This window comes from Haloferax sp. Atlit-4N (assembly GCF_003383025.1).
Classification (GTDB): domain Archaea; phylum Halobacteriota; class Halobacteria; order Halobacteriales; family Haloferacaceae; genus Haloferax; species Haloferax gibbonsii.
On record NZ_PSYY01000001.1, the window covers coordinates 930,644 to 949,464 of the forward strand.

Below are 18,821 nucleotides of genomic sequence, written 5' to 3' on the forward strand. Positions count from 1 at the left end.
GTGCCGTCCGGCGGGTCGACTTCGACCCGAATCCTTAATCATCGTCCATACGGATTCACGAGCATGTACGACGAGGAAGATTTGGCGTCCATCCGCGAGGCGCGCGACGAGTGGGAATCGGAGACCCGCGACCCCTTCGTGGAGAAGGGCGGCGAGCGCAAAGACCGGTTCGCCACCGTCTCGAACCACGAGGTCGAGGACCTCTACACCCCCGACGACGTGGCCGACCTCGACTACGAATCGGACCTCGGCTTCCCCGGCGAGTCCCCGTACACGCGCGGGGTGTACCCGACGATGTTCCGCGGGCGGACGTGGACCATGCGGCAGTTCGCCGGCTTCGGCACGGCGAAAGAGACCAACGAGCGCTTCCACTACCTCATCGAGAACGGTCAGACCGGGCTCTCGACGGCGTTCGACATGCCCTCGCTCATGGGCAAGGACTCCGACGACCCGCTTTCCGACGGCGAGGTCGGAAAGGAGGGCGTCGCCGTCGACACCCTCCGCGACATGGAGGTGCTGTTCGACGGCATCGACATCGGCGAGGTGACGACCTCCTTTACCATCAACCCCTCCGCGCCGGTCGTCTTCGCCATGTACGTCGCGCTCGCGGACAACCGCGGCGTCCCCCGCGAGCAGATAGGCGGCACCTTCCAGAACGACATGCTCAAGGAGTTCATCGCGCAGAAGGAGTGGGTCATCCCACCGGAACCGTCGCTCAAACTCGTCACCGACACCGTCGAGTTCGCCGCCGAGGAGACCCCGCGCATCCGACCCATCTCGGTGTCGGGCTACCACATCCGCGAGGCCGGGTCGACGGCGATTCAAGAACTCGCGTTCACGCTCGCCGACGGCTTCGCCTACGTCGAAGACGCGGTGGACCGCGGCCTCGACGTGGACGAGTTCGCCCCCCAGCTGTCGTTTTTCTTCAACTCCCACAACTCCATCTTCGAGGAGGTGGCGAAGTTCCGCGCCGCCCGCCGCATCTACCACGACGTGATGTCGGAGTGGTACGACGCCGGAGACGAGCGCTCGAAGCAGTTGAAGTTCCACACCCAGACGGCGGGGCAGTCGCTGACGGCCCAACAGCCGCTCAACAACATCGTCCGCGTCACGATTCAGGCGCTCGCGGGCGTCCTCGGCGGCACGCAGTCGCTCCACACGAACAGCTTCGACGAGGCGTTGGCGCTCCCCTCGGAGGAGGCCGTCACCGTCGCCCTGCGGACCCAGCAGATAATCGCCGAGGAGTCGGGCGCGGCCGACGTCATCGACCCCCTCGGCGGGAGCTTCTTCGTGGAGACGCTGACCGACGAGATCGAGGCCGAGGCGATGGCCTACATCGAGGAGATTCGGGAGATGGGCGACGGCTCGGTCCGCGACGGCGTCCTCGCCGGTATCGACGAGGGCTACTACCACCGCGAGATAAGCGAGGCGTCCTACGAGTACCAGTCGCGGGTCGAAGACGGCGAGGAGGTCGTCGTCGGCGTCAACAAGTACGCCAGCGACGACGACAGCCGTCCCGACCTGCTGCACGTCGAAGACGAGGTGCAGGACCGACAGCTCTCGCGCCTCGAATCCGTCAAGGAAGACCGCGACGACGAGGCGGTCGAAGCCGCCCTCGACGAACTCCGCGAGACGGTCCGAAACGGCGGGAACGTCATGCCGGTGCTCGTCGACGCCGCCAAGGAGTACGTCACGATGGGCGAAATCATGGACGTGTTCGCCGAGGAGTACGGCACCTACCGCGAGACCATCGGCGTGATGTGAGAGTCGCCGGCGCGGCGAACCCGCCCGAAATGTTGGGGATGACATGAACGTTAGCTGACTGGAACGCGCGCCGCCGGCTCGCGTAACCGACCGACGGACCGGTGACCGCCCGCGGCGAGAGTCCCCGCTCGGACTGCTGGACTACATAGATTTATCATGGAGGATTGGTGTAGTTAGCACGTACTATGGCAGACGGTGACACCGAACTGGAGGCACGGCTGGTCGAGCAAGAGGAGTTCGAACCCTCCGAGGAGTTCGTCGCGCAAGCGAACGTCTCCGACCCGGCCGTCTACGACGAGTTCGAGGAGAACTGGCCCGAGTGTTGGGAGGGGGCCGCCGAGATGCTCGACTGGGACGAAGAGTACGACGAGGTGCTGGACGACTCGAACCCGCCGTTCTACAAGTGGTTCACGGGCGGCAAGCTCAACGTCTCGTACAACTGCGTCGACCGGCACGTCGAGAACGGGGACAAGAACCGCGTCGCCATCAAGTGGGAGGGTGAACACGGCGAGACGCGAACCTACACCTATCAGGACCTCTATCGCGAGGTGAACGAGTTCGCGGCGGCGCTGCGCGACCTCGGCGTCGAGGAGGACGACGTGGTCACGCTCTACATGCCGATGATTCCCGAACTGCCCATCGCCATGCTCGCGTGCGCCCGCATCGGCGCGCCGCACTCGGTCGTCTTCGGCGGCTTCTCCGCCGACGCGCTGGCGACGCGGATGAACTCCGCGGACTCCCGGTTCCTCGTCACCTGCGACGGCTACTACCGCCGCGGCGACCCGCTCGACCACCTCGACAAGGCCAACGAGGGCCTCGACGGCGTCGACCACGGTGTCGACGCGACGGTCGTCGTCGACCGCCTCGGCGACGACGGCTTCGGCCACGACCTGAAGGGCAATCAGCACGACTGGGACGACCTCCTCGACGAGCACGCCGGCGAGCGAATCGACCCCGTCGAGCGCGACGCCGAAGACATGCTGTTCCTGATGTACACCTCGGGCACGACGGGACAGCCGAAGGGCGTCAAGCACACCACCGGCGGCTACCTCGCGTACGCCGCGTGGACCTCTCACGCGGTCCTCGACATCGAGAAGGAAGACACGTACTGGTGTTCGGCCGACATCGGCTGGATTACGGGCCACTCCTACATCGTCTACGGCCCGCTGGCGCTCGGGACGACGACGGTCATGTACGAGGGGACGCCCGACTTCCCCGACCGCGACCGCCTGTGGGACATCATCGAGAAGTACGCCGTCGACATCTTCTACACCGCGCCGACGGCGATTCGCGCGTTCATGAAGTGGGGCAGCAGGTTCCCCGAACAGCACGACCTGTCGAGTCTGCGCCTGCTCGGCACCGTGGGTGAGCCCATCAATCCGCGGGCGTGGAAGTGGTACTACAAGCACATCGGCAACGAGGACTGCCCGGTGGTAGACACGTGGTGGCAGACCGAGACCGGCGGCATGATGATAACGACCCTCCCGGGAATCAAGAAGATGAAACCCGGCTCCGCCGGCCCGCCGCTGCCGGGCATCGACGCCCGAATCGTCGACACGAAAGGAAAGCGGGTCGACGCCGGTCGGGCTGGCTATCTCACGGTGAACAAGCCGTGGCCGGGGATGCTCCGGACGCTCTACAAGAACGACGAGCGCTTCATCCAGGAGTACTGGCAGGAGTACTCCGACACCGACAGCGACGACCCCGACGACTGGGTCTACTTCCCCGAGGACGGCGCGAAAATCGACGGCGACGACTACATCACCATCCTCGGGCGCGTGGACGACGTCATCAACGTCTCGGGCCACCGCCTCGGGACGATGGAAATCGAGTCGGCTATCGTCGGCGTTGAGGGCGTCGCCGAGGCCGCCGTCGTCGGCGGCAATCACGAGGTGAAAGGCGAGGCGGTCTACGCCTACGTCATCACCGAAGAGGGACAGGACGAAGACGACGAGATGCGAAAGCGCATCATCGAGGGCGTCGAGGACGCCATCGGGCCCATCGCCCGCCCCGAGATGGTCGTGTTCACGCCGGAACTGCCGAAGACGCGGTCCGGGAAGATTATGCGCCGCCTCCTCGAGGAAATCGCGAACGGCGAGGAACTCGGCGACACGACGACGCTCCGGAACCCCGAAATCGTCGAGTCGATTCAGCGGCAGGTCGAAAGCGAGTAACCACCGGCTCCACCACCGTCGGCCCCGTCCTATCGCGGCTTTTCTTCGACCCACGCCGACAGCGACGGCTCGTCGCGGAAGTACAGTCGTTCCCGGACGCCGTCTCGTTCGACCACGGCGAGGAGGTGTTTCTCGGAGAGCCGAATCTCCTCGCCGCTGTAGGTGCAGGGTTCGATTCGCTCGTCGCCCGGCCGCCACAGCCGATGGGGGACGACGCGAACGATGGTCTCGTCTCGGCCCGTCGGCGAGCGCCCGGTGTAGTCTGAAAGCGCCATACGCGCGCTACGGACTCCTCGAATAAGGTATTTTCCTGCATAGTTTGTGTAGTAATATAGTCTCTCGCGGCGCGAGTCGTGGGATATTGTGGCTCGGTGTGCGAATAGTTCTCAATTATCCGCGCCGCGGTACCAGCCCGCACATTTATTTTGAACGTTAGTGAAGGATAGCGCGTATGAAGAAACCACTCCTGGTGACGGAGTTCCTCGACCGCGCGCGGCGGTACTACGGGGACGAGGAGGCGGTCGTGGCGACGACCGGCGAGCGCTTTACCTACGACGAACTCGGCGAGCGCGCCGACGGCTTCTCGGCGGCGCTCCAGTCCCGCGGCGTCGAGAAGGGAGACCGGGTCGCGGTGCTCGACCCGAACACCCACTACCACCTCGAAGCCGCCTACGGGTCGATGCAGCTCGGAGCCGTCCACATGCCGCTGAACTACCGGCTCGTCCCGGCCGACTTCGAGTACATGCTGAACGATGCGGACGTGACGGCCGTCTACGCCGACTACGCCTTCGCCGAGAAGATAGACGAGGTCCGCGACGAGATTCCGACGGAGATTTTCGTCACGAACGACCCCGAGAAGGCCGCCGAGTCGACCGACGGCGAGTGGCTCGACTTCGACGAGTTGGTCGCGGAGTCGACCGACTACGAGCGCCCGGAGATGGGCGAAGACGACATCGTCACCATCAACTACACCTCGGGGACGACCGGCGACCCGAAGGGCGTCTGTCGGACCCACCGCGCGGAGACGATTCACGCCTACCTCGTCTCGATGCACCAGGACATCGCCGACGACGACGTCTACCTCTGGACGCTCCCGATGTTCCACGTCAACGGCTGGGGGCACATCTACGCGATTACCGGACACGGCGCGAAGCACGTCTGCACCCGCGGGGTCGACGCCGAGACCGTGTTGGACGCCATCCGCGACGAGGACGTGTCGTATCTCTGCGCCGCGCCGACGGTGCTGAACATCCTGATGAAACACTACCGCGAGGAAGGCGGTGTCGAGACGACCGGCGCGAGCCCCGTCCGGGCGGCGACCGCGGGCGCGGCCCCGCCGGAGGCGACGATTCGGACCGTCGAAGACGAGTTCGGCTGGCGGCTCATGCACGTCTACGGGGCCACCGAGACCGGCCCGCTCATCACGACCTCGGAGGCCGGTCGCTACCTGGGGGACGGCGACGACCGTTTCGGCGTGAAGAAGAAACAGGGTATCGGCTACCTCGGCACCGACGTTCGCGTCGTCGACGAGGACGGAAACGACGTGCCGAGAGACGACCAGTCCATCGGCGAAATCGTCGTCGCGGGCAACCAGGTGATGGAGAAGTACTGGAACAAACCCGAGGAGACGGAGGAGGCCTTCTCGGCGCGGCTGGAGGGCTACTACCACATGGGTGACCTCGCGGTCGTCGACGAGAACGGCTTCATCAGCATCCAGGACCGCAAGAAGGACATCATCATCTCCGGCGGCGAGAACATCTCCAGCATCGAACTGGAGGACACGCTGTTCGACCACGACGAGGTCGCCGACGTGGCGGTCATCCCCGTCCCGTCCGACGAGTGGGGCGAGTCGCCGAAGGCGTTCGTCGTGCCGACGAGCGGCGACCCCGACGCGCCGGGCGTCACCGCCGAGGCGCTCATCGAGTTCTGTCGGGAGCGCATCGCGACGTACAAGGTGCCGAAGGAAATCGAGTTCGTCGCCGAACTCCCGAAGACCGCGACCGGGAAGATTCAGAAGTACGAACTGCGCGAGCGGGAGTGGGAAGACGAGGGGCGGATGGTCGGGGAAGGATAGGAACGACCGCGTTAAGCCCGCGTTTCTGCGGGTAGCAGGGTCTTAACCGCGGCCGAGGGGTCTCGTTTGGAGGGCGTGCGCGGTTCAGCGGTCGTTGCAGGGGCAGTCGAGGCCGAGGGAACCCGGGTTGTTGTTGAACGCGTCGAGGGTGTCTTTGAGCTTCTCGCCGTCGACGCCGCCGGCGTACCAGCTCGTCTGTTTTCCGTTGCCGTTGCTTCCCCAGCTAGAGTTACTGAGCCACGTGCCGGCCATGTTCTTGACTTCCTCGATGGTGTAGCCCGCGTAGTAGCCGTACTGGATAGTCGCGCCGCCACTCGTGCATCCCGGGTCGTTACCCGGTCTGTTCCGGAGGTTGAGGATGATGGCGAGGTAGTGTTTCGCCATGATATTCGCCTTATCGCCCTTCGTGGGCGCGACGAGGAACTCGCGCCACTCGTCGTGGGTCTTGGTGACGTCGCGGAGGGTGTATTCCGAGTTGGGTCCCTCGCCGAGAACCGCCCAGTTGTCTTCGGGGTCGCTGTACTCCGCGTGGTTCGCCCAGTAGCCGGGCGTCTTGGGACACATGGTCGCTGCCACGGAGCCGGAAACCGCGGGGATGCCGATACCGATGCCGAGCGCCGACATCGCGCCGAGTCGGAGCACGGAGCGTCTTGTCGGTTTGAATCCGTCGTTCGTGTCGTCTGTCATAGTAGTGCCACGGAGGGTGGCTGATGCATTATTTGCGCTTTGCCGGGTTAGTTATAAATCGGACATTCACGAAGGGCGGGAGCTTAACGGTCGCTGTCGAACCGGGAGAATCACGTTGAAACGGTGGAATCCGCGTATATATATCTAGTATTCTGATAGTTGTGAACCGATAGTCGACCCGCCCACGCGGTCGGCGACGCTGCGGACTCGCGGGCGCAGCGCCCTCACTGAAGCGAGTTCGTCGGCTCTGTTCGCCGCCCTCGACGACCGGCCTAAGGGGGACGAACGTGGCGAGCAAGTCCACCACCGGCGCGTATTTTACGTCTGCAACGCGTGGGACGTAACGAAGCGCCCGCTCCCCCGGTGCCTCCGGCCGGTGGCTCCCTTATACTATCCCGTAGACGACCCGGTTCTATCATCATTGTTAATACAAGTAATAGGGAATCCATACATAACTATTATTAACGATGTATCCGCCGATGTGTCTATGGCACGGGATAACAAGTCTCTAAATCGACGAGACGTGCTGAAGGCGACTGGTGCTGTTGGGACCGCTGGCTTGGCAGGGCTGGCGGGGTGCACCGGCGGCGGTGACGGAAGCGATGGAAGCGGCGGTGGAGGGGGTGGCGGCGGAGACGACGAGTATCCGGCGCTGGGCAACTTCCCCATCGAGGGCGACACGGCCACGTTCGGCTTCAACGTCCCGCAGTCGGGACCGTACGCCTCGGAGGGTGAAGACGAGCTTCGGGCCTATCAGCTCGCGGTGAAGCACCTCAACGAGGGCGGCGGCTGGGTCGACTCGCAGTTCGACGACCTCTCCGGCGACGGCGTCCTCGGCTACACCATCGACCACGTGGACGGGGACACGGCCACGGACGCGGACCAGGCGCGGCAGTCCGCCTCGGGGATGATTCAGCGCGACGACGCCATCATGATTTCGGGCGGGTCGTCCTCGGCGGTCGCCATCGCGGTGCAGGGGCTGTGTCAAAACGAGAAAGTCATGTTCATGTGCTGTCTGACGCACTCGAACGACACCACCGGAAAAGACTGCGTCCGCTACTCCTTCCGCGAGATGTTCAACGCCTACATGACGGGGCAGGCGCTCGCCCCGGTCGTCCGCGACGCCTACGGCGAGGACCTGCAGTTCTACCAGCTCTACGCCGACTACAGTTGGGGGCAGACCCAGCAGGCGTCGATGGAGCAGTTCATGACGGACGTCGCAGGGTGGGAGCAGATCGAGTCGGTCGCGACCCCGCTCGGGACGTCCGACTACTCGACGTACCTCTCGGAGGCACAGAGCTCCGGTGCGGACGTGCTCATCTTGAACCACTACGGCCTCGACGGCGCGAACTCCATGCAGCAGGCCATCGACGCCGGTATCGACGAGGACATGGAGATCATCGTTCCGCTGTACAACCGCCCGATGGCGGAGGCGGCGGGCGGTGCGATAGAGGGCATCTACGGCACCGTCGCGTGGGACTCGCAGATAGACAACACGCCGTCGCAGGAGTTCACGCAGGCGTTCCGAGACGAGTACGACCGGACGCCGTCGGGCCCCGCTCAACTGGCGTACGCACAGACGCTCCAGTACGCGGCCGCCGTCGAGCGCGCGGGCACGTTCTACCCGCCGGAGGTCATCAAGCAACTCGAAGACTACGAGTACGACAACATCGGGATGGGCTCGGAGACGATGCGCGGCTGCGACCACCAGGCGCAGCGAGACGTGCCGGTCGTCCAGGGGCTTCCCGCCTCCGAGCAGAGCGAGGGGACGTACTTCAACATCGTCAACATCACCAGCCGCGACGACCTCGGCTACGCGTGCGACGCCGGGCCGGCGGCCGAGTGTGAACTCGGGTCCTACGAGTAGACACTCACCTCCACCGTTATCTTAATGAAAGTTAATCGCAGACAACCACGCACACGTAAATGAGTAAGTTTAGCATACCCATGGTAGTTCGCGCTTCGAACATCCGAGGCGGAGGTGAGGGGCGATGAGCCTTCTGTCGGACGTACTCGTCATCCTGCTCAACGGGCTGCAGCAGGGGGCTATCTACGTCCTCTTAGCGGTCGGTCTCTCCATCATCCTCGGCACGCTCAAGTTCGTCAACTTCGCGCACGGCGCGCTGTATCTCGTCGGCACGTACGCGGGGCTGTTCGTCGCGCTGAACGTCCCGCTTTCGAACGGGAAACTGGCCGAGTGGGGCTTTTCGAGCTTCGGGCTCGACATCGGCTTCTTCGCCGCCCTGCTTTTCGTCCCGCTTTTCGTCTTCGGCGTCGGCCTGCTGATGGAGCGGTACCTCGCGCGGGCGTTCTACGACCGGCCCGACACCGACCAGATTCTCGTCACGTTCGGGCTCGCAATCGTCGTTCAGGAGCTGTTCCGCGTCCTGTTCGGCAGCAACAGCCTGCCGTTCGAACAGCCCGAGCGAATCCTCTCGTTCGGCTCGTTCGCCGGTCTTCCCGTCTCCGGCCCGATAGCGCTGCCCATCGTGGGTAACTTCCCGCAGTGGCGGCTCTGGGTCATCGGCATCACGGCCGTCCTCGTGGCGCTCGTGTACCTGCTCGTCGAGTACACCGACTTCGGTCTCGTCGTTCGCGCCGGGACCCGCGACGCCGAGATGGTCCGACTCCTCGGCATCAAAATCACCCGTCCGTACATCGTGGTCTTCGGCATCGGCGCGGCGCTCGCCGGGGTTGCGGGCGTCGTCGGCGGCCCGCTGAACGTCGTCAACCCGACCATCGGGACGAACATCCTCGTTCCGGCGTTCCTGACGGTCGTCATCGGCGGGGTCGGAAGCATCGCCGGCGCGGTCCTCGGCGGTATCGTCTTCGGCCTCACGACCGCCGCCCTCGTCTCCTTCGCGCCCGCGTGGTCGCAGGTCGGCCTGTACGCCATCGCGGCCATCGTCCTCCTGACGCGGCCGCAGGGCCTCCTCGGCGACGAAGAGGTGACGCCATGAGCGAGAAGGACGCCAACCCGAGCGCGAAGGACGCGCTCGTCGGCGGCACCCTCTTCGGTCGCTGGGAGAAACTCCGCGGCCGCGAGGGGACAGTCGTCGGTATCACGGCCATTCTCGTCGCGGTGTTCCCGTACCTCTTCGCCCGCGCACCCGTCGTCTCGGGGTTCCTGCAGGGCTACCAGAGCCTCGCGACGCTCATCCTCATCTGGGGCATCTTCGCCATCGGCTTCGACCTGCTGCTCGGCTACACCGGACTGCTCTCGTTCGGCCACGCGGCCTTCTGGGGCGGCGCGGCGTACGCCGCGGGCATCGTCGCCAAGAACGTCAGCGGCGACCCCATCGTGATGGTCGTCTCGGGGACGCTTTTCGCCGTGCTCCTCGCGTGGGTGCTCGGCTTCCTGTCGCTCCGCCGCGGCGGCATCTACTTCTCCATCCTCACGCTGGCGTTCGCCCAGATGTTCTACTACATGGCCGCGTCGCCGCTGGCGTTCCTGACCAACGGCGAAAACGGCCTGACCGGCGTCGAGGTCGGCAGTTTCCTCGGCGTCATCCACCTCGAAGCGGACGTGCCGTCCATCGGCGGGATGCTCCTCGGAACGTGGCTCTACGCCTTCGTCGGCGTCTTCTTCGTCGGCGCGGTCGCGGTCGCCTACCGCATCCTCAACTCCCCCTACGGGATGGTGTTCCGCGCCATCCGCGAGAACGAACAGCGCGCGGAGTTCGTCGGACTCAACGTCTGGCGGTACAAGCTCATGGCGTTCATCATCTCGGGCGGGTTCGCGGGCGTCGCCGGGAGCCTCTTTACCATCCACGGTGCGTACGTTCCGCTCCAGTCGCTGTTCTGGACGGAGTCCGGCGACATCGTCGTCATGACCGTCCTCGGCGGCGCGGGCTCGATGTTCGGACCGGTTCTCGGTGTCGGACTGTACCTCTACATCGAGAACATCGTCAGCACCATCCAGGCGCTGACGATTCCCTTCACGGGCATCGTGCTCGTCCGGGACTTCGGGTTCTACTGGCACCTGCTCTTGGGCGTCGTCTTCGTCGCGGTCGTCTGGGTCGTTCCGGACGGCCTGTGGGGCATCCTGAACCGGCTCCGCGAACTCGCGGTCGACCTCGGTTCGAAGGCGGCGAAGCGACTTCGCGCGCGCTCCGAGAACGGAGGTGGCGGCCAATGACGCTCCTCGAAACGGAGAACCTCGTCAAGGAGTTCGGCGGCCTCGTCGCGACCGACGACGTGAACCTCACCGTCGAGGAGGACGAGCGCGTCTCTATCATCGGCCCGAACGGCGCGGGGAAGTCGACGCTCATCAACCTCATCACGCGACGGCTCGACCCGACGAGCGGCGATATCCGGTTCAAAGGCGAGTCAATCGTCGGCCTCGAACCGCATCAGGTGGTCCAACGCGGCGTCTCGAAGTCGTTCCAGACCGCCTCTATCTTCCCCGACCTCACCGTCAGGGAGAACGCCGAAATCGCGGCGCTGGCGGCCGAGCGCGGTGCGTTCGGCTTCGAGTTCCTGAGACACCGCGACAGCCTCACGGACGTACACGGCGTCGCCCGCGACACGCTCGACTCGGTCGGGCTGTTGGACCGCGCGGACACTATCGCGACCGACCTTCCCTACGGCGACAAGCGTCGCCTCGAAATCGGTATCGCACTCGCGAGCGAGCCCGACCTGCTCCTCATGGACGAACCGACCGCCGGCATGTCTCCCGAGGAGACGAAGTCGACGGTCGACCTCATCGAGCGGGTCAAACGCGACCACGGGCTCACGTTCGTCCTCGTCGAACACGACATGGAAATCGTCTTCAGCATCTCAGATCGCATCGTCGTCCTCAGCCGCGGCGGCATCATCGCCGAGGGGACCCCCGACGAGATTCGGGGCAACGAAGCCGTCCAAGAGGCGTACCTCGGAGGTGTCGAGCTATGAGCCTCCTCGAAATCGACGGTATCGACGCCTACTACGGCGAGAGCCACATCATCCGCGACCTCTCGATGAGCGTCGAGGAGGGCGAGATATGCGCGCTCCTCGGCCGCAACGGCGCGGGCAAGACCACCACGCTCCGGTGTATCGCCGGCGCGACGCCGCCCGACGTTCGGAAGGGGCAAATTCGGTTCAAGGGCGGCGACATCACGGGCGTCGCCGCGGAAGACGTGTCGGTGCAGGGAATCTCCCTCGTGCCCGAGGAGCGACGCATCTTCCCGAACCTCTCGGTCGCGGAGAACCTCCACCTCGCCGAGGTGGTCAACAACAAGTCCAACACGTGGGGTCGGTCGCTGTCGTTCGGTCACAAGGGGATGTCGACCGAGGAGGTCTACGACCAGTTCCCTCGACTGGACGAGCGGAAGGACCAGCGGGCGGGGACGCTCTCGGGCGGCGAACAGCAGATGCTCGCCATCGCGCGCGCTCTGAAGCAGAACACGGACCTGCTTCTCCTCGACGAGCCGTACGAGGGGCTCGCGCCCAAGATTATCGAGGACGTGGAGGACGCGGTCGAGCGCATCAGCGACGCGGGGACGACCATCCTCCTCGTCGAACAGAACGCCGCGGCGGCCATCAAACTCGCCGACCGCGCGTACGTCATCGACCAGGGGAGCATCGTCTTCGACGGGAGCGCCGACGAACTCCGCGAGGACGACGAGACCCGCGAGCGGTACCTGGGGGTCTGACCGTGGCCGCGACCCACGCCGACCCCGAGACGGCGCTCGAAACGCTCATCGCCGCCGGCGCGGTCGACGAAGCGCCCGACGGGACGCTCTCGACGACGGCGGAGTTCGAGAAGACGCTCGCCGTCTACCACGACATCTACGGCGCGGTTTCGACCGAGGAGTTCCACCAGACGGTCTCGGACCTCTTCGGCGTCGCGCCCGAGAACGTCGAGGAGCGACTCGACGAGTTCGGCGTCACCAGAGCCGACGTGGTCGCCTACCTCGCGGCGAAGTCGTTCCTCGACGCGCCGGTCGAACAGGACTCGCTGTTGGTCATGGCGGGCCTGCTCGTCGAGATGACCTCGTCGTCGCCGGTGCCGGCCCCGCTCGACGAACTCGACGACGACACCTTCGAATCCTACCTCGCAGACCACTCGGACGCCGTCGTTTTCGTCTGGCGACGCTTCTGCGAGCCCTGTGACGCGATGAAGGAGGACCTCGGCGCTGTCCTCGACCGAGTCCCGGACGGCGTCGCGGCCGCGGGCGTCGACGGCGAGACGGCCGACGAGTTCTGTCGGTCTTTCGAGGTCGACGCGGCGCCGACGGTGCTGTGCGTTCGCGACGGCGACCTGCGAGAACGAGCGTCCGGCCGTCAGACCCCCGACGAAGTCGCGGGACTCTTCGACCGGGTCTACTAGTCTTTTCGCTTCGTCGTGCCCGTCACCATGACGGGCCGCTCGGAGTTCAGAATCACCGTCTGCGTGACGCTCCCGAACAGCGCCTTCCCCGCCGGCGAGCGCTTCCGTCCGGCGGTGACGATGAGATCCGCGTCCTCCTCGTCGGCGAACTCGATGATGACCTCCGCGGGGTCGCCCGACGACTCGTTGACGTCGTACTCGATACCGCGGTCTTCGAGGAACTCGCCGGCCTCCCGGACCGAGTGAATCTGCGTCGCCGACGCCCCGCTCGGGTTGTCGGTGAAACTGTGGACGAGCGTCACCTCCTTCTCGTCGGGTTCGCCGGGGAGATTCGCGACCTCTTCGACGCACGCGAGCGCGTGCTCCGCGTCGTCATCGACACCGATTACCACGTGATACATACTACCACGTCCCGGTCGCCGGTCTTAGTATTTGTGCTGAACGTTCGTGCGAATTAGGCCGCGTCGTCGAGTCCCGCCGAGACGTAGACCACGAGCGCGAGCGGGGCGCCGAGGACGAGCGCGATGGTCAGCGCGCCGTAGGCCGCAAAGCCGAGGGGCGTCGGCGGGAACGGCACCAGAAAGAGGAACCGGGGGGCGCTGAGCCCCGAGACGAACGTGCCCGTGAGGTAGCCCGCGGCCCCGGCGACGGCGACGAGGGCGGCGTACAGTCCGAGGACGAAGCGGTGACCGCCGACGTTCGAACTCACGGTCCACGCTCGGGGGCGGACGCTGTTAGGGGTTTCCGTTCGCCTCGGGAGGAGGCAGTTCCCGTCCGCGTACCGATGCACCTTTTGCCGCACGCCCTAAGGGTGAGCTATGTCGGATACCGATATCCTCGGACTCGTGCTCGGGGCCATCGCGATACTGATGTTCGCGACGGGCGTCCTCCTCGTCGTCTGAGCACCGCCCGGTTTTCCGCGCCGCCGCATCGAGAGCAGTCGCTTTTCTCCACCGTGACCGTCGTCGCTCGCGAGCGGCGGCGCTGGCGATGTCGTGATGTTTCAGCGCACGCGAGCGACCGACAGCTACGATAACACAAGTGCGGGCGCGTGGACGCACGGACAGTCAGCGCCGTCGGGCGCGTTCGCTCTCGAAAGACAGCGTCCGAAAAATGAAACCGAAACGCCGGCGAGCGGCGTCGACTACGCGTCGTCCGCGGATTCCGCGTCCGCGTCGTCGACCGTTTGTCCGCCGTCGGTGGCGAGTTCGGTCTCTTCTTCGCCGCCGTCGGTGACGGCCGTCTCCAGTTTGCGCTCGAACCAGGTCCACTCGGCCGTGACGAGGTCGTCGTCGGCGAGGTCCCACGGGTCGCCGTCTTGGACTTCGCGGCCTTCGAGCCACGACTGGACGAAGTTCCAGACGAAGATTATCTGGCCGACGAGCAGGATGAGCGCGCCGACCGTGGCGACCTGATGGAGCGTCGCGAACTGCGGCAGGTAGGTCGCGTAGCGACGCGGCATCCCGCCGTAGCCGAGCAGAATCATCGCGAAGAACGTCAGGTTCGTCCCGACCATCGAGAGCCAGAAGTGCCACTTACCGAGCGTGACCTGGTACATCCGGCCGGTGTAGATGGGGAACCAGTAGTAGAGCCCGGCGAAGCCGGCGAAGGCGATGGCACCCATGACGATGTAGTGGAAGTGTCCGACGACGTAGTAGGTGTCGTGGAGCACGAGGTCCACCGGAATCGACGCGAGGAAGACGCCCGTCACGCCGCCGATGATGAAGTTCGAGACGAAGCCGATACAGAACAGCATCGGCGTCGTGAGGCGAATCTTCCCGTTCCACATCGTCGTAATCCAGTTGAACGTCTTGACCGCGCTCGGTATCGCGATGGCCAGCGAGACGGCCATGAACGAGGCGCGGAGACGGGGGTCGATACCCGTCGCGAACATGTGGTGCGCCCAGACGCCGAACGAGAGGACGCCGATGGCGAGCGTGGAGTAGACGACGAACTTGAACCCGAAGAGCCGACGGCCCGCAAAGCGCGGGAGCACGAGGCTCACGATGCCCATCGGGGGCAACACGAGAATGTACACTTCGGGGTGGCCGAAGAACCAAAACAGGTGTTGCCAGAGAATCGCGCCGCCGTCGACCGAGAAGAACATCGTACCGAAGTTCCGGTCGAGAAGCAGCATCACGATGGCGCTGCCGAGAAGCGGGAACGCGAAGAGGATGAGCCCCGACTGGGTCAGAATCGTCCACGAGAAGATGTCGAGATTCGCCCACGAGACCTTCTCGTTGCGCTCCGTGAAGATGGTCGCGATGAAGTTGATCGCACCCATCGTGGCCGAGACACCGGAGAGGTGCAGGCCGAGGAGCATCAGGTCGACGCCGGCGTTCATCTGGTTGCCGGAGCCGACACCGGCGGAGAGCGGCGTGTACATCGTCCAGGCCGTCTGCGCCGGGATGACGTCCGGGATGGGGAAGAACCCGGCCCAGATGAGAAGCGCCGCCGGCGGCAGGAGCCAAAAGGCGATGGCGTTGATACGCGGGAACGCCATGTCGTCCGCGCCGATGAGAAGCGGGATAAAGTAGTTCGAGAACGCGGCGATGATGGGCGTCCCGAACAGGAACAGCATCGTAATCCCGTGGCTTGTGAGCAACGAGTTGTAGAACGTGTTCGAGATAAGCGTCATCGACGGGTCCGCCAGTTCAATCCGCATCAGGACGACCATGAGTCCGCCCACGGCGAACGCGACGAGCGCGTACGCGCCGTAGAGCATCCCGATGTCCTTGTGGTCGACCGTCGTCAACCAACGGATGACCCCGGATGGTTTCTCCTCCGAGACGTACTGCTCTGCGGTACCACCGACCGTGCCTCCGCCCGCGAGCGGGGTGTACGACCGCCAGTCTTCGACCCGCGCGAGCCACGCGGCGACGGCGATGAGGAAGACCCCCATGAGCACCGTCAGTGCTAACTGTCCGTTAACCTCCATGGAAGTGCCTGAGTAGTGCAGGGTAATGAAAGATTCGGGACCGCCCTGCGATTCGAGGTGCTTTAAGCCGTCTCGTCCGCGGCTTCGACGGCGTCGTCATCCGTCGATTCTTCGAGTTCGGCCGTCTCTTCGCCCTCCGCTTCGTGAAGCGGCTTCGCGCCGGGAACGGTCGCCTGTCCGGGCGCGTAAACGGTGCCTTCCTTCTCGGAGCCCGCGATGGCCTTCCCCGAGAGGTAGGTGAGCGCGGCGAGGAGCACGAACGGCGCGATGAGAAGCGTGTACTGGAGCCCCGAAGTGAGCGATTCGAACCCAAACGGATTGACGAAGGTGAAAGCCACCACGAAAAACAGGATGATGGCCAGCGGAACCATGTTGACCGTGAGGTCGAGGATGGTCTCCTTGTCGAACGTCTTGGTTGCCATATCGAGACAGTCGGGGACGCTGTTCAAATAGATTGTTGGTTTCTCGTCCGGTCGGGGCGGGGTGGGACGGTCGCGTGGGCGTCCGCGGCGGTCAGAAGGTCTGTCGCTGCTCGCGGACGAACAGTTCGAAGACGACGCCGCCGACCACCAGCAGAATCGCGGCCGCGATGACCGCGTAGCCGCGGGTGACGAGGGCGAGGTCGGTGAACGCGAGTCCCGCGCCGAACGCGAGGAAGATGGCCGCAAGCGCGGTGACTGCGCGAATCGTCGAGGTGACGTAGCCGGACTCCTTGAGGATGCCGACGACGCTCCCGCCGAACAGGAGCAGGCCGCCGACGGCGAGTGGAAACAGGCCAAACAACAGACCCAACTCGGAGATGGGTATCCCGAGCGCGATGAACACGGGCCACGGACTGGCCGTGCGGTACTGGTCGGAAAGTCCCGGCGCTTCGTCCATACCCGTCCGTTGGACTGTGTGGTAACAAGCCCTTCGGAACCGAGACTAGCGGAGGGAGATGCCCTGTCGCGCGAGAAAGTCACTGACCGCACGAATCTCGACCGGGCTCCCGATGATTCGGCACGTGCCGCCGTCCTTTCGGTGGACGGAGACGATGAACTCCGTTTCGAGGTCGTCGCGCACGCTCTCCAAGAGGTCGCACGGGAGCACGATTTGCGTGCTATCGCGGAGCGTCCGAGGGTCGGGCATCGGTGTTCATCGGGCGGTCGAAGGGGTCGTGTATAACCGTGCCGATACTTGTCTGTTCGCGCACGCGAGACTACCACGGTACCCGACGCGTCGGCGCGTCGAAATCCGCCGCGCGGAAGGAAAGGGTTTTTCGACGGACGCGGCGGAACTGTTGACGATGGGACTGGAGGAGGAGATCGAAGATATCCGCGAGGAGATATCTAACACGCCGTACAACAAGTCGACCGAGGCGCACATCGGTCGGCTGAAGGCGAAACTCGCGGAACTGAAAGAGAAACTCGAAAACCAGAGTTCGGCCGGCGGCGGCCAAGGGTACGCCGTCGAGAAGACCGGCGACGCGACGGTCGCGCTCGTCGGCTTCCCCAGCGTCGGCAAATCGACGCTCATCAACGCCCTCACCAACGCCGACAGCGAGACGGGCGAGTACGAGTTCACGACGCTCAACGTGAATCCGGGGATGCTGAAGTACAAGGGCGCGAACATCCAGATACTCGACGTGCCGGGCCTCATCGAGGGGGCCGCTGGCGGTCGCGGCGGCGGCAAGGAGGTCCTTTCGGTCGTCCGCACCGCCGACCTCGTCGTGTTCATGCTCTCGGTGTTCGAGATAGAGCGCTACGAGCGGCTGAAACACGAACTCTACAACAACAAGATTCGGCTCGACACGTCCCCGCCGAACCTCTCTATCAACAAGAAGGGCAAAGGCGGCATCAACGTGACAAAAAGCGACAGCGTCGACCTCGAAGAGGAGACCATCAAGGGCATCCTCCGCGAGCACGGCTTCGTCAACGCCGAGGTGACCCTCCGCGGCGAGACGACCATCGACGAACTCGTCGACGGCATCATGAAAAACCGCGTCTACCTGCCGTCTATCGTCGCCGTCAACAAGGCCGACCTCATCGACAAGGACTACCTCCCGACCGTCGAGGAGAACCTCCGCGAGATCGGCCTCGACCCCGACGAGGTCACGTTCATCAGCGCCGAGGCCGAGAAGGGTCTCGACGCGCTGAAAGAGGAGATCTGGGACGCCCTCGGGCTCATCCGCATCTACATGGACAAGCCCGGCCGCGGTGTCGACTACGACGAACCGCTCGTCCTCCGCGAGGGCGACACCATCGACGACGCCATCCACGAACTCGGGGCCAAACTCGACGAGCGGTTCCGGTTCGCACGCGTCTCCGGGCCGAGCGCGAAACACGACGACCAGCAGGTCGGCCGCGACCACGTCCTCGCCGACGAGGACGTGCTCCGCATCATCGCCCAGCGGTGACGACCGACCCGGCGACCCGGTCGGCTTCGCGGTCGTCCGCGCGCCGCCGACTCCAGCTACTCCTCGTCTTCGTCCTCGGTCTCGTTCCGTGGTCCGTCCAGACGTTCACGACCGGGGCTCTCACGCTCCTGTTCCCGTGGGGGCTCGTCGGCCCCTCGACCGGGAGCGTGACGACCATAACCGACTTCTTCCTGCGTTTTACGATGGGGCTTCCGGACTACATCCTCGTGTGGCCGGTCGGCGTCGCCTGCTACGCCGTCGCGCTCGGAAGCGCGCTCTCGGGCGTCCTGTTCGGCCGCGAGGACGTTCGACTCACCGCGGCCGGGCTCGCCCTCGCCGGCGTGACTCAGTTAGAGGTCGCCCGCGGGTTTTCGGTCCAACCGGGACGGACCGCGTGGCCGGTCGGTACCGTCCTCCTGTGGGCCGTGGCGGGGTTCGTGTATTGGTCGCGCGCGAGCGAGCGCGACCCGCGGTGACGC

General features: G+C 65.0%; 19 protein-coding genes. 11 read left to right on the forward strand and 8 right to left on the reverse strand.

Translation table 11 applies throughout. The features are described from left to right. Window positions 1–63 precede the first annotated feature (63 nt). A complete protein-coding gene (locus C5C07_RS04860) occupies window positions 64–1,764 on the forward strand; it encodes a methylmalonyl-CoA mutase (RefSeq protein ID WP_004972533.1) in 1,701 nt (566 codons plus the stop codon). A gap of 185 nt (window positions 1,765–1,949) precedes the next feature. Next, complete coding sequence (acs, locus tag C5C07_RS04865; protein WP_004972532.1) at window positions 1,950–3,938, forward strand: acetate--CoA ligase; 1,989 nt, start codon at window positions 1,950–1,952, stop codon at window positions 3,936–3,938. Between the two features lie 29 nt (window positions 3,939–3,967). Here the strand turns inward: acs and C5C07_RS04870 are convergent, their stop codons facing one another. Beyond that, on the reverse strand, window positions 3,968–4,213 hold the full coding sequence (locus tag C5C07_RS04870) for a hypothetical protein (RefSeq protein ID WP_004972531.1): 246 nt from the start codon (window positions 4,211–4,213) through the stop codon (window positions 3,968–3,970). Between the two features lie 176 nt (window positions 4,214–4,389). Between C5C07_RS04870 and C5C07_RS04875 the strand changes: the two genes are divergently transcribed. Further along, window positions 4,390–6,012, forward strand: coding sequence for a long-chain-fatty-acid--CoA ligase (locus C5C07_RS04875; RefSeq protein WP_115804660.1), 1,623 nt, complete (start codon window positions 4,390–4,392; stop codon window positions 6,010–6,012). Window positions 6,013–6,096: 84 nt separating this feature from the next. Here the strand turns inward: C5C07_RS04875 and C5C07_RS04880 are convergent, their stop codons facing one another. After that, window positions 6,097–6,699 (reverse strand): Tat pathway signal protein, encoded by a 603-nt coding sequence (locus C5C07_RS04880; protein ID WP_115804661.1) that lies wholly within the window; start codon window positions 6,697–6,699, stop codon window positions 6,097–6,099. Window positions 6,700–7,258: 559 nt separating this feature from the next. On the opposite strand from C5C07_RS04880, the gene C5C07_RS04885 reads away from it, so the two are divergent. From C5C07_RS04885 to C5C07_RS04910, 6 genes are all read left to right on the forward strand, one after another. After that, window positions 7,259–8,566 carry a substrate-binding protein gene (locus C5C07_RS04885; RefSeq protein WP_197092924.1) on the forward strand — a complete coding sequence of 436 codons (1,308 nt, stop codon included), beginning with the start codon at window positions 7,259–7,261 and terminating at the stop codon, window positions 8,564–8,566. A gap of 124 nt (window positions 8,567–8,690) precedes the next feature. Beyond that, entirely contained in the window at window positions 8,691–9,659 is a 969-nt protein-coding gene (locus C5C07_RS04890; RefSeq protein ID WP_050458806.1) for a branched-chain amino acid ABC transporter permease, read from the forward strand. After that, window positions 9,656–10,837 carry a branched-chain amino acid ABC transporter permease gene (locus C5C07_RS04895; protein WP_004972526.1) on the forward strand — a complete coding sequence of 394 codons (1,182 nt, stop codon included), beginning with the start codon at window positions 9,656–9,658 and terminating at the stop codon, window positions 10,835–10,837. The genes C5C07_RS04890 and C5C07_RS04895 overlap by 4 nt, the downstream gene beginning before the upstream one ends. Further along, complete coding sequence (locus C5C07_RS04900; protein WP_004972525.1) at window positions 10,834–11,592, forward strand: ABC transporter ATP-binding protein; 759 nt, start codon at window positions 10,834–10,836, stop codon at window positions 11,590–11,592. The genes C5C07_RS04895 and C5C07_RS04900 overlap by 4 nt, the downstream gene beginning before the upstream one ends. Further along, window positions 11,589–12,332: an ABC transporter ATP-binding protein gene (locus C5C07_RS04905; RefSeq protein WP_115804662.1), complete on the forward strand. Its 744-nt coding sequence runs from the start codon at window positions 11,589–11,591 to the stop codon at window positions 12,330–12,332. The genes C5C07_RS04900 and C5C07_RS04905 overlap by 4 nt, the downstream gene beginning before the upstream one ends. 2 nt (window positions 12,333–12,334) lie before the next feature. Continuing rightward, complete coding sequence (locus tag C5C07_RS04910; protein WP_115804663.1) at window positions 12,335–13,009, forward strand: co-chaperone YbbN; 675 nt, start codon at window positions 12,335–12,337, stop codon at window positions 13,007–13,009. On the opposite strand, the gene C5C07_RS04915 is transcribed toward C5C07_RS04910, so the two are convergent. The 6 genes from C5C07_RS04915 to C5C07_RS04940 all read right to left on the reverse strand — a co-directional run bounded on the left by C5C07_RS04915 (window position 13,006) and on the right by C5C07_RS04940 (window position 17,075). Then, entirely contained in the window at window positions 13,006–13,410 is a 405-nt protein-coding gene (locus C5C07_RS04915; protein WP_004972522.1) for a universal stress protein, read from the reverse strand. The two genes, C5C07_RS04910 and C5C07_RS04915, sit on opposite strands and share 4 nt — an antisense overlap. A gap of 53 nt (window positions 13,411–13,463) precedes the next feature. Next, a complete protein-coding gene (locus C5C07_RS04920; RefSeq protein ID WP_004972521.1) occupies window positions 13,464–13,718 on the reverse strand; it encodes a hypothetical protein in 255 nt (84 codons plus the stop codon). A 435-nt stretch (window positions 13,719–14,153) separates the two neighbouring features. Continuing rightward, window positions 14,154–15,911 carry a cbb3-type cytochrome c oxidase subunit I gene (locus C5C07_RS04925; protein ID WP_004972520.1) on the reverse strand — a complete coding sequence of 586 codons (1,758 nt, stop codon included), beginning with the start codon at window positions 15,909–15,911 and terminating at the stop codon, window positions 14,154–14,156. Between the two features lie 98 nt (window positions 15,912–16,009). Continuing rightward, window positions 16,010–16,369, reverse strand: coding sequence for a DUF6684 family protein (locus tag C5C07_RS04930; RefSeq protein WP_049904941.1), 360 nt, complete (start codon window positions 16,367–16,369; stop codon window positions 16,010–16,012). A gap of 91 nt (window positions 16,370–16,460) precedes the next feature. After that, on the reverse strand, window positions 16,461–16,826 hold the full coding sequence (locus C5C07_RS04935; RefSeq protein ID WP_115804664.1) for a cox cluster protein: 366 nt from the start codon (window positions 16,824–16,826) through the stop codon (window positions 16,461–16,463). Window positions 16,827–16,871: 45 nt separating this feature from the next. Then, window positions 16,872–17,075 carry a hypothetical protein gene (locus C5C07_RS04940; protein ID WP_050458807.1) on the reverse strand — a complete coding sequence of 68 codons (204 nt, stop codon included), beginning with the start codon at window positions 17,073–17,075 and terminating at the stop codon, window positions 16,872–16,874. 157 nt (window positions 17,076–17,232) lie between these two features. Between C5C07_RS04940 and C5C07_RS04945 the strand changes: the two genes are divergently transcribed. Together C5C07_RS04945 and C5C07_RS04950 are read left to right on the forward strand one after the other, a co-directional pair. Further along, window positions 17,233–18,342 carry a GTP-binding protein gene (locus C5C07_RS04945; protein WP_004972516.1) on the forward strand — a complete coding sequence of 370 codons (1,110 nt, stop codon included), beginning with the start codon at window positions 17,233–17,235 and terminating at the stop codon, window positions 18,340–18,342. Continuing rightward, window positions 18,339–18,818 carry a TIGR04206 family protein gene (locus tag C5C07_RS04950; protein WP_004972515.1) on the forward strand — a complete coding sequence of 160 codons (480 nt, stop codon included), beginning with the start codon at window positions 18,339–18,341 and terminating at the stop codon, window positions 18,816–18,818. The genes C5C07_RS04945 and C5C07_RS04950 overlap by 4 nt, the downstream gene beginning before the upstream one ends. Window positions 18,819–18,821: the final 3 nt, after the last annotated feature.

Coding starts and splice junctions, on each gene's coding strand:
- C5C07_RS04930 (WP_049904941.1), bottom strand. CDS start 16,369: ATGGCAACCAAGACGTTCGACAAGGAGACCATCCTCGACCTCACGGTC.
- C5C07_RS04925 (WP_004972520.1), bottom strand. CDS start 15,911: ATGGGGGTCTTCCTCATCGCCGTCGCCGCGTGGCTCGCGCGGGTCGAA.
- C5C07_RS04915 (WP_004972522.1), bottom strand. CDS start 13,410: ATGTATCACGTGGTAATCGGTGTCGATGACGACGCGGAGCACGCGCTC.
- C5C07_RS04880 (WP_115804661.1), bottom strand. CDS start 6,699: ATGACAGACGACACGAACGACGGATTCAAACCGACAAGACGCTCCGTG.
- C5C07_RS04900 (WP_004972525.1), top strand. CDS start 10,834: ATGACGCTCCTCGAAACGGAGAACCTCGTCAAGGAGTTCGGCGGCCTC.
- C5C07_RS04895 (WP_004972526.1), top strand. CDS start 9,656: ATGAGCGAGAAGGACGCCAACCCGAGCGCGAAGGACGCGCTCGTCGGC.
- C5C07_RS04940 (WP_050458807.1), bottom strand. CDS start 17,075: ATGCCCGACCCTCGGACGCTCCGCGATAGCACGCAAATCGTGCTCCCG.
- C5C07_RS04875 (WP_115804660.1), top strand. CDS start 4,390: ATGAAGAAACCACTCCTGGTGACGGAGTTCCTCGACCGCGCGCGGCGG.
- C5C07_RS04945 (WP_004972516.1), top strand. CDS start 17,233: ATGGGACTGGAGGAGGAGATCGAAGATATCCGCGAGGAGATATCTAAC.
- C5C07_RS04870 (WP_004972531.1), bottom strand. CDS start 4,213: ATGGCGCTTTCAGACTACACCGGGCGCTCGCCGACGGGCCGAGACGAG.
- acs (WP_004972532.1), top strand. CDS start 1,950: ATGGCAGACGGTGACACCGAACTGGAGGCACGGCTGGTCGAGCAAGAG.
- C5C07_RS04905 (WP_115804662.1), top strand. CDS start 11,589: ATGAGCCTCCTCGAAATCGACGGTATCGACGCCTACTACGGCGAGAGC.
- C5C07_RS04860 (WP_004972533.1), top strand. CDS start 64: ATGTACGACGAGGAAGATTTGGCGTCCATCCGCGAGGCGCGCGACGAG.
- C5C07_RS04890 (WP_050458806.1), top strand. CDS start 8,691: ATGAGCCTTCTGTCGGACGTACTCGTCATCCTGCTCAACGGGCTGCAG.
- C5C07_RS04935 (WP_115804664.1), bottom strand. CDS start 16,826: ATGGACGAAGCGCCGGGACTTTCCGACCAGTACCGCACGGCCAGTCCG.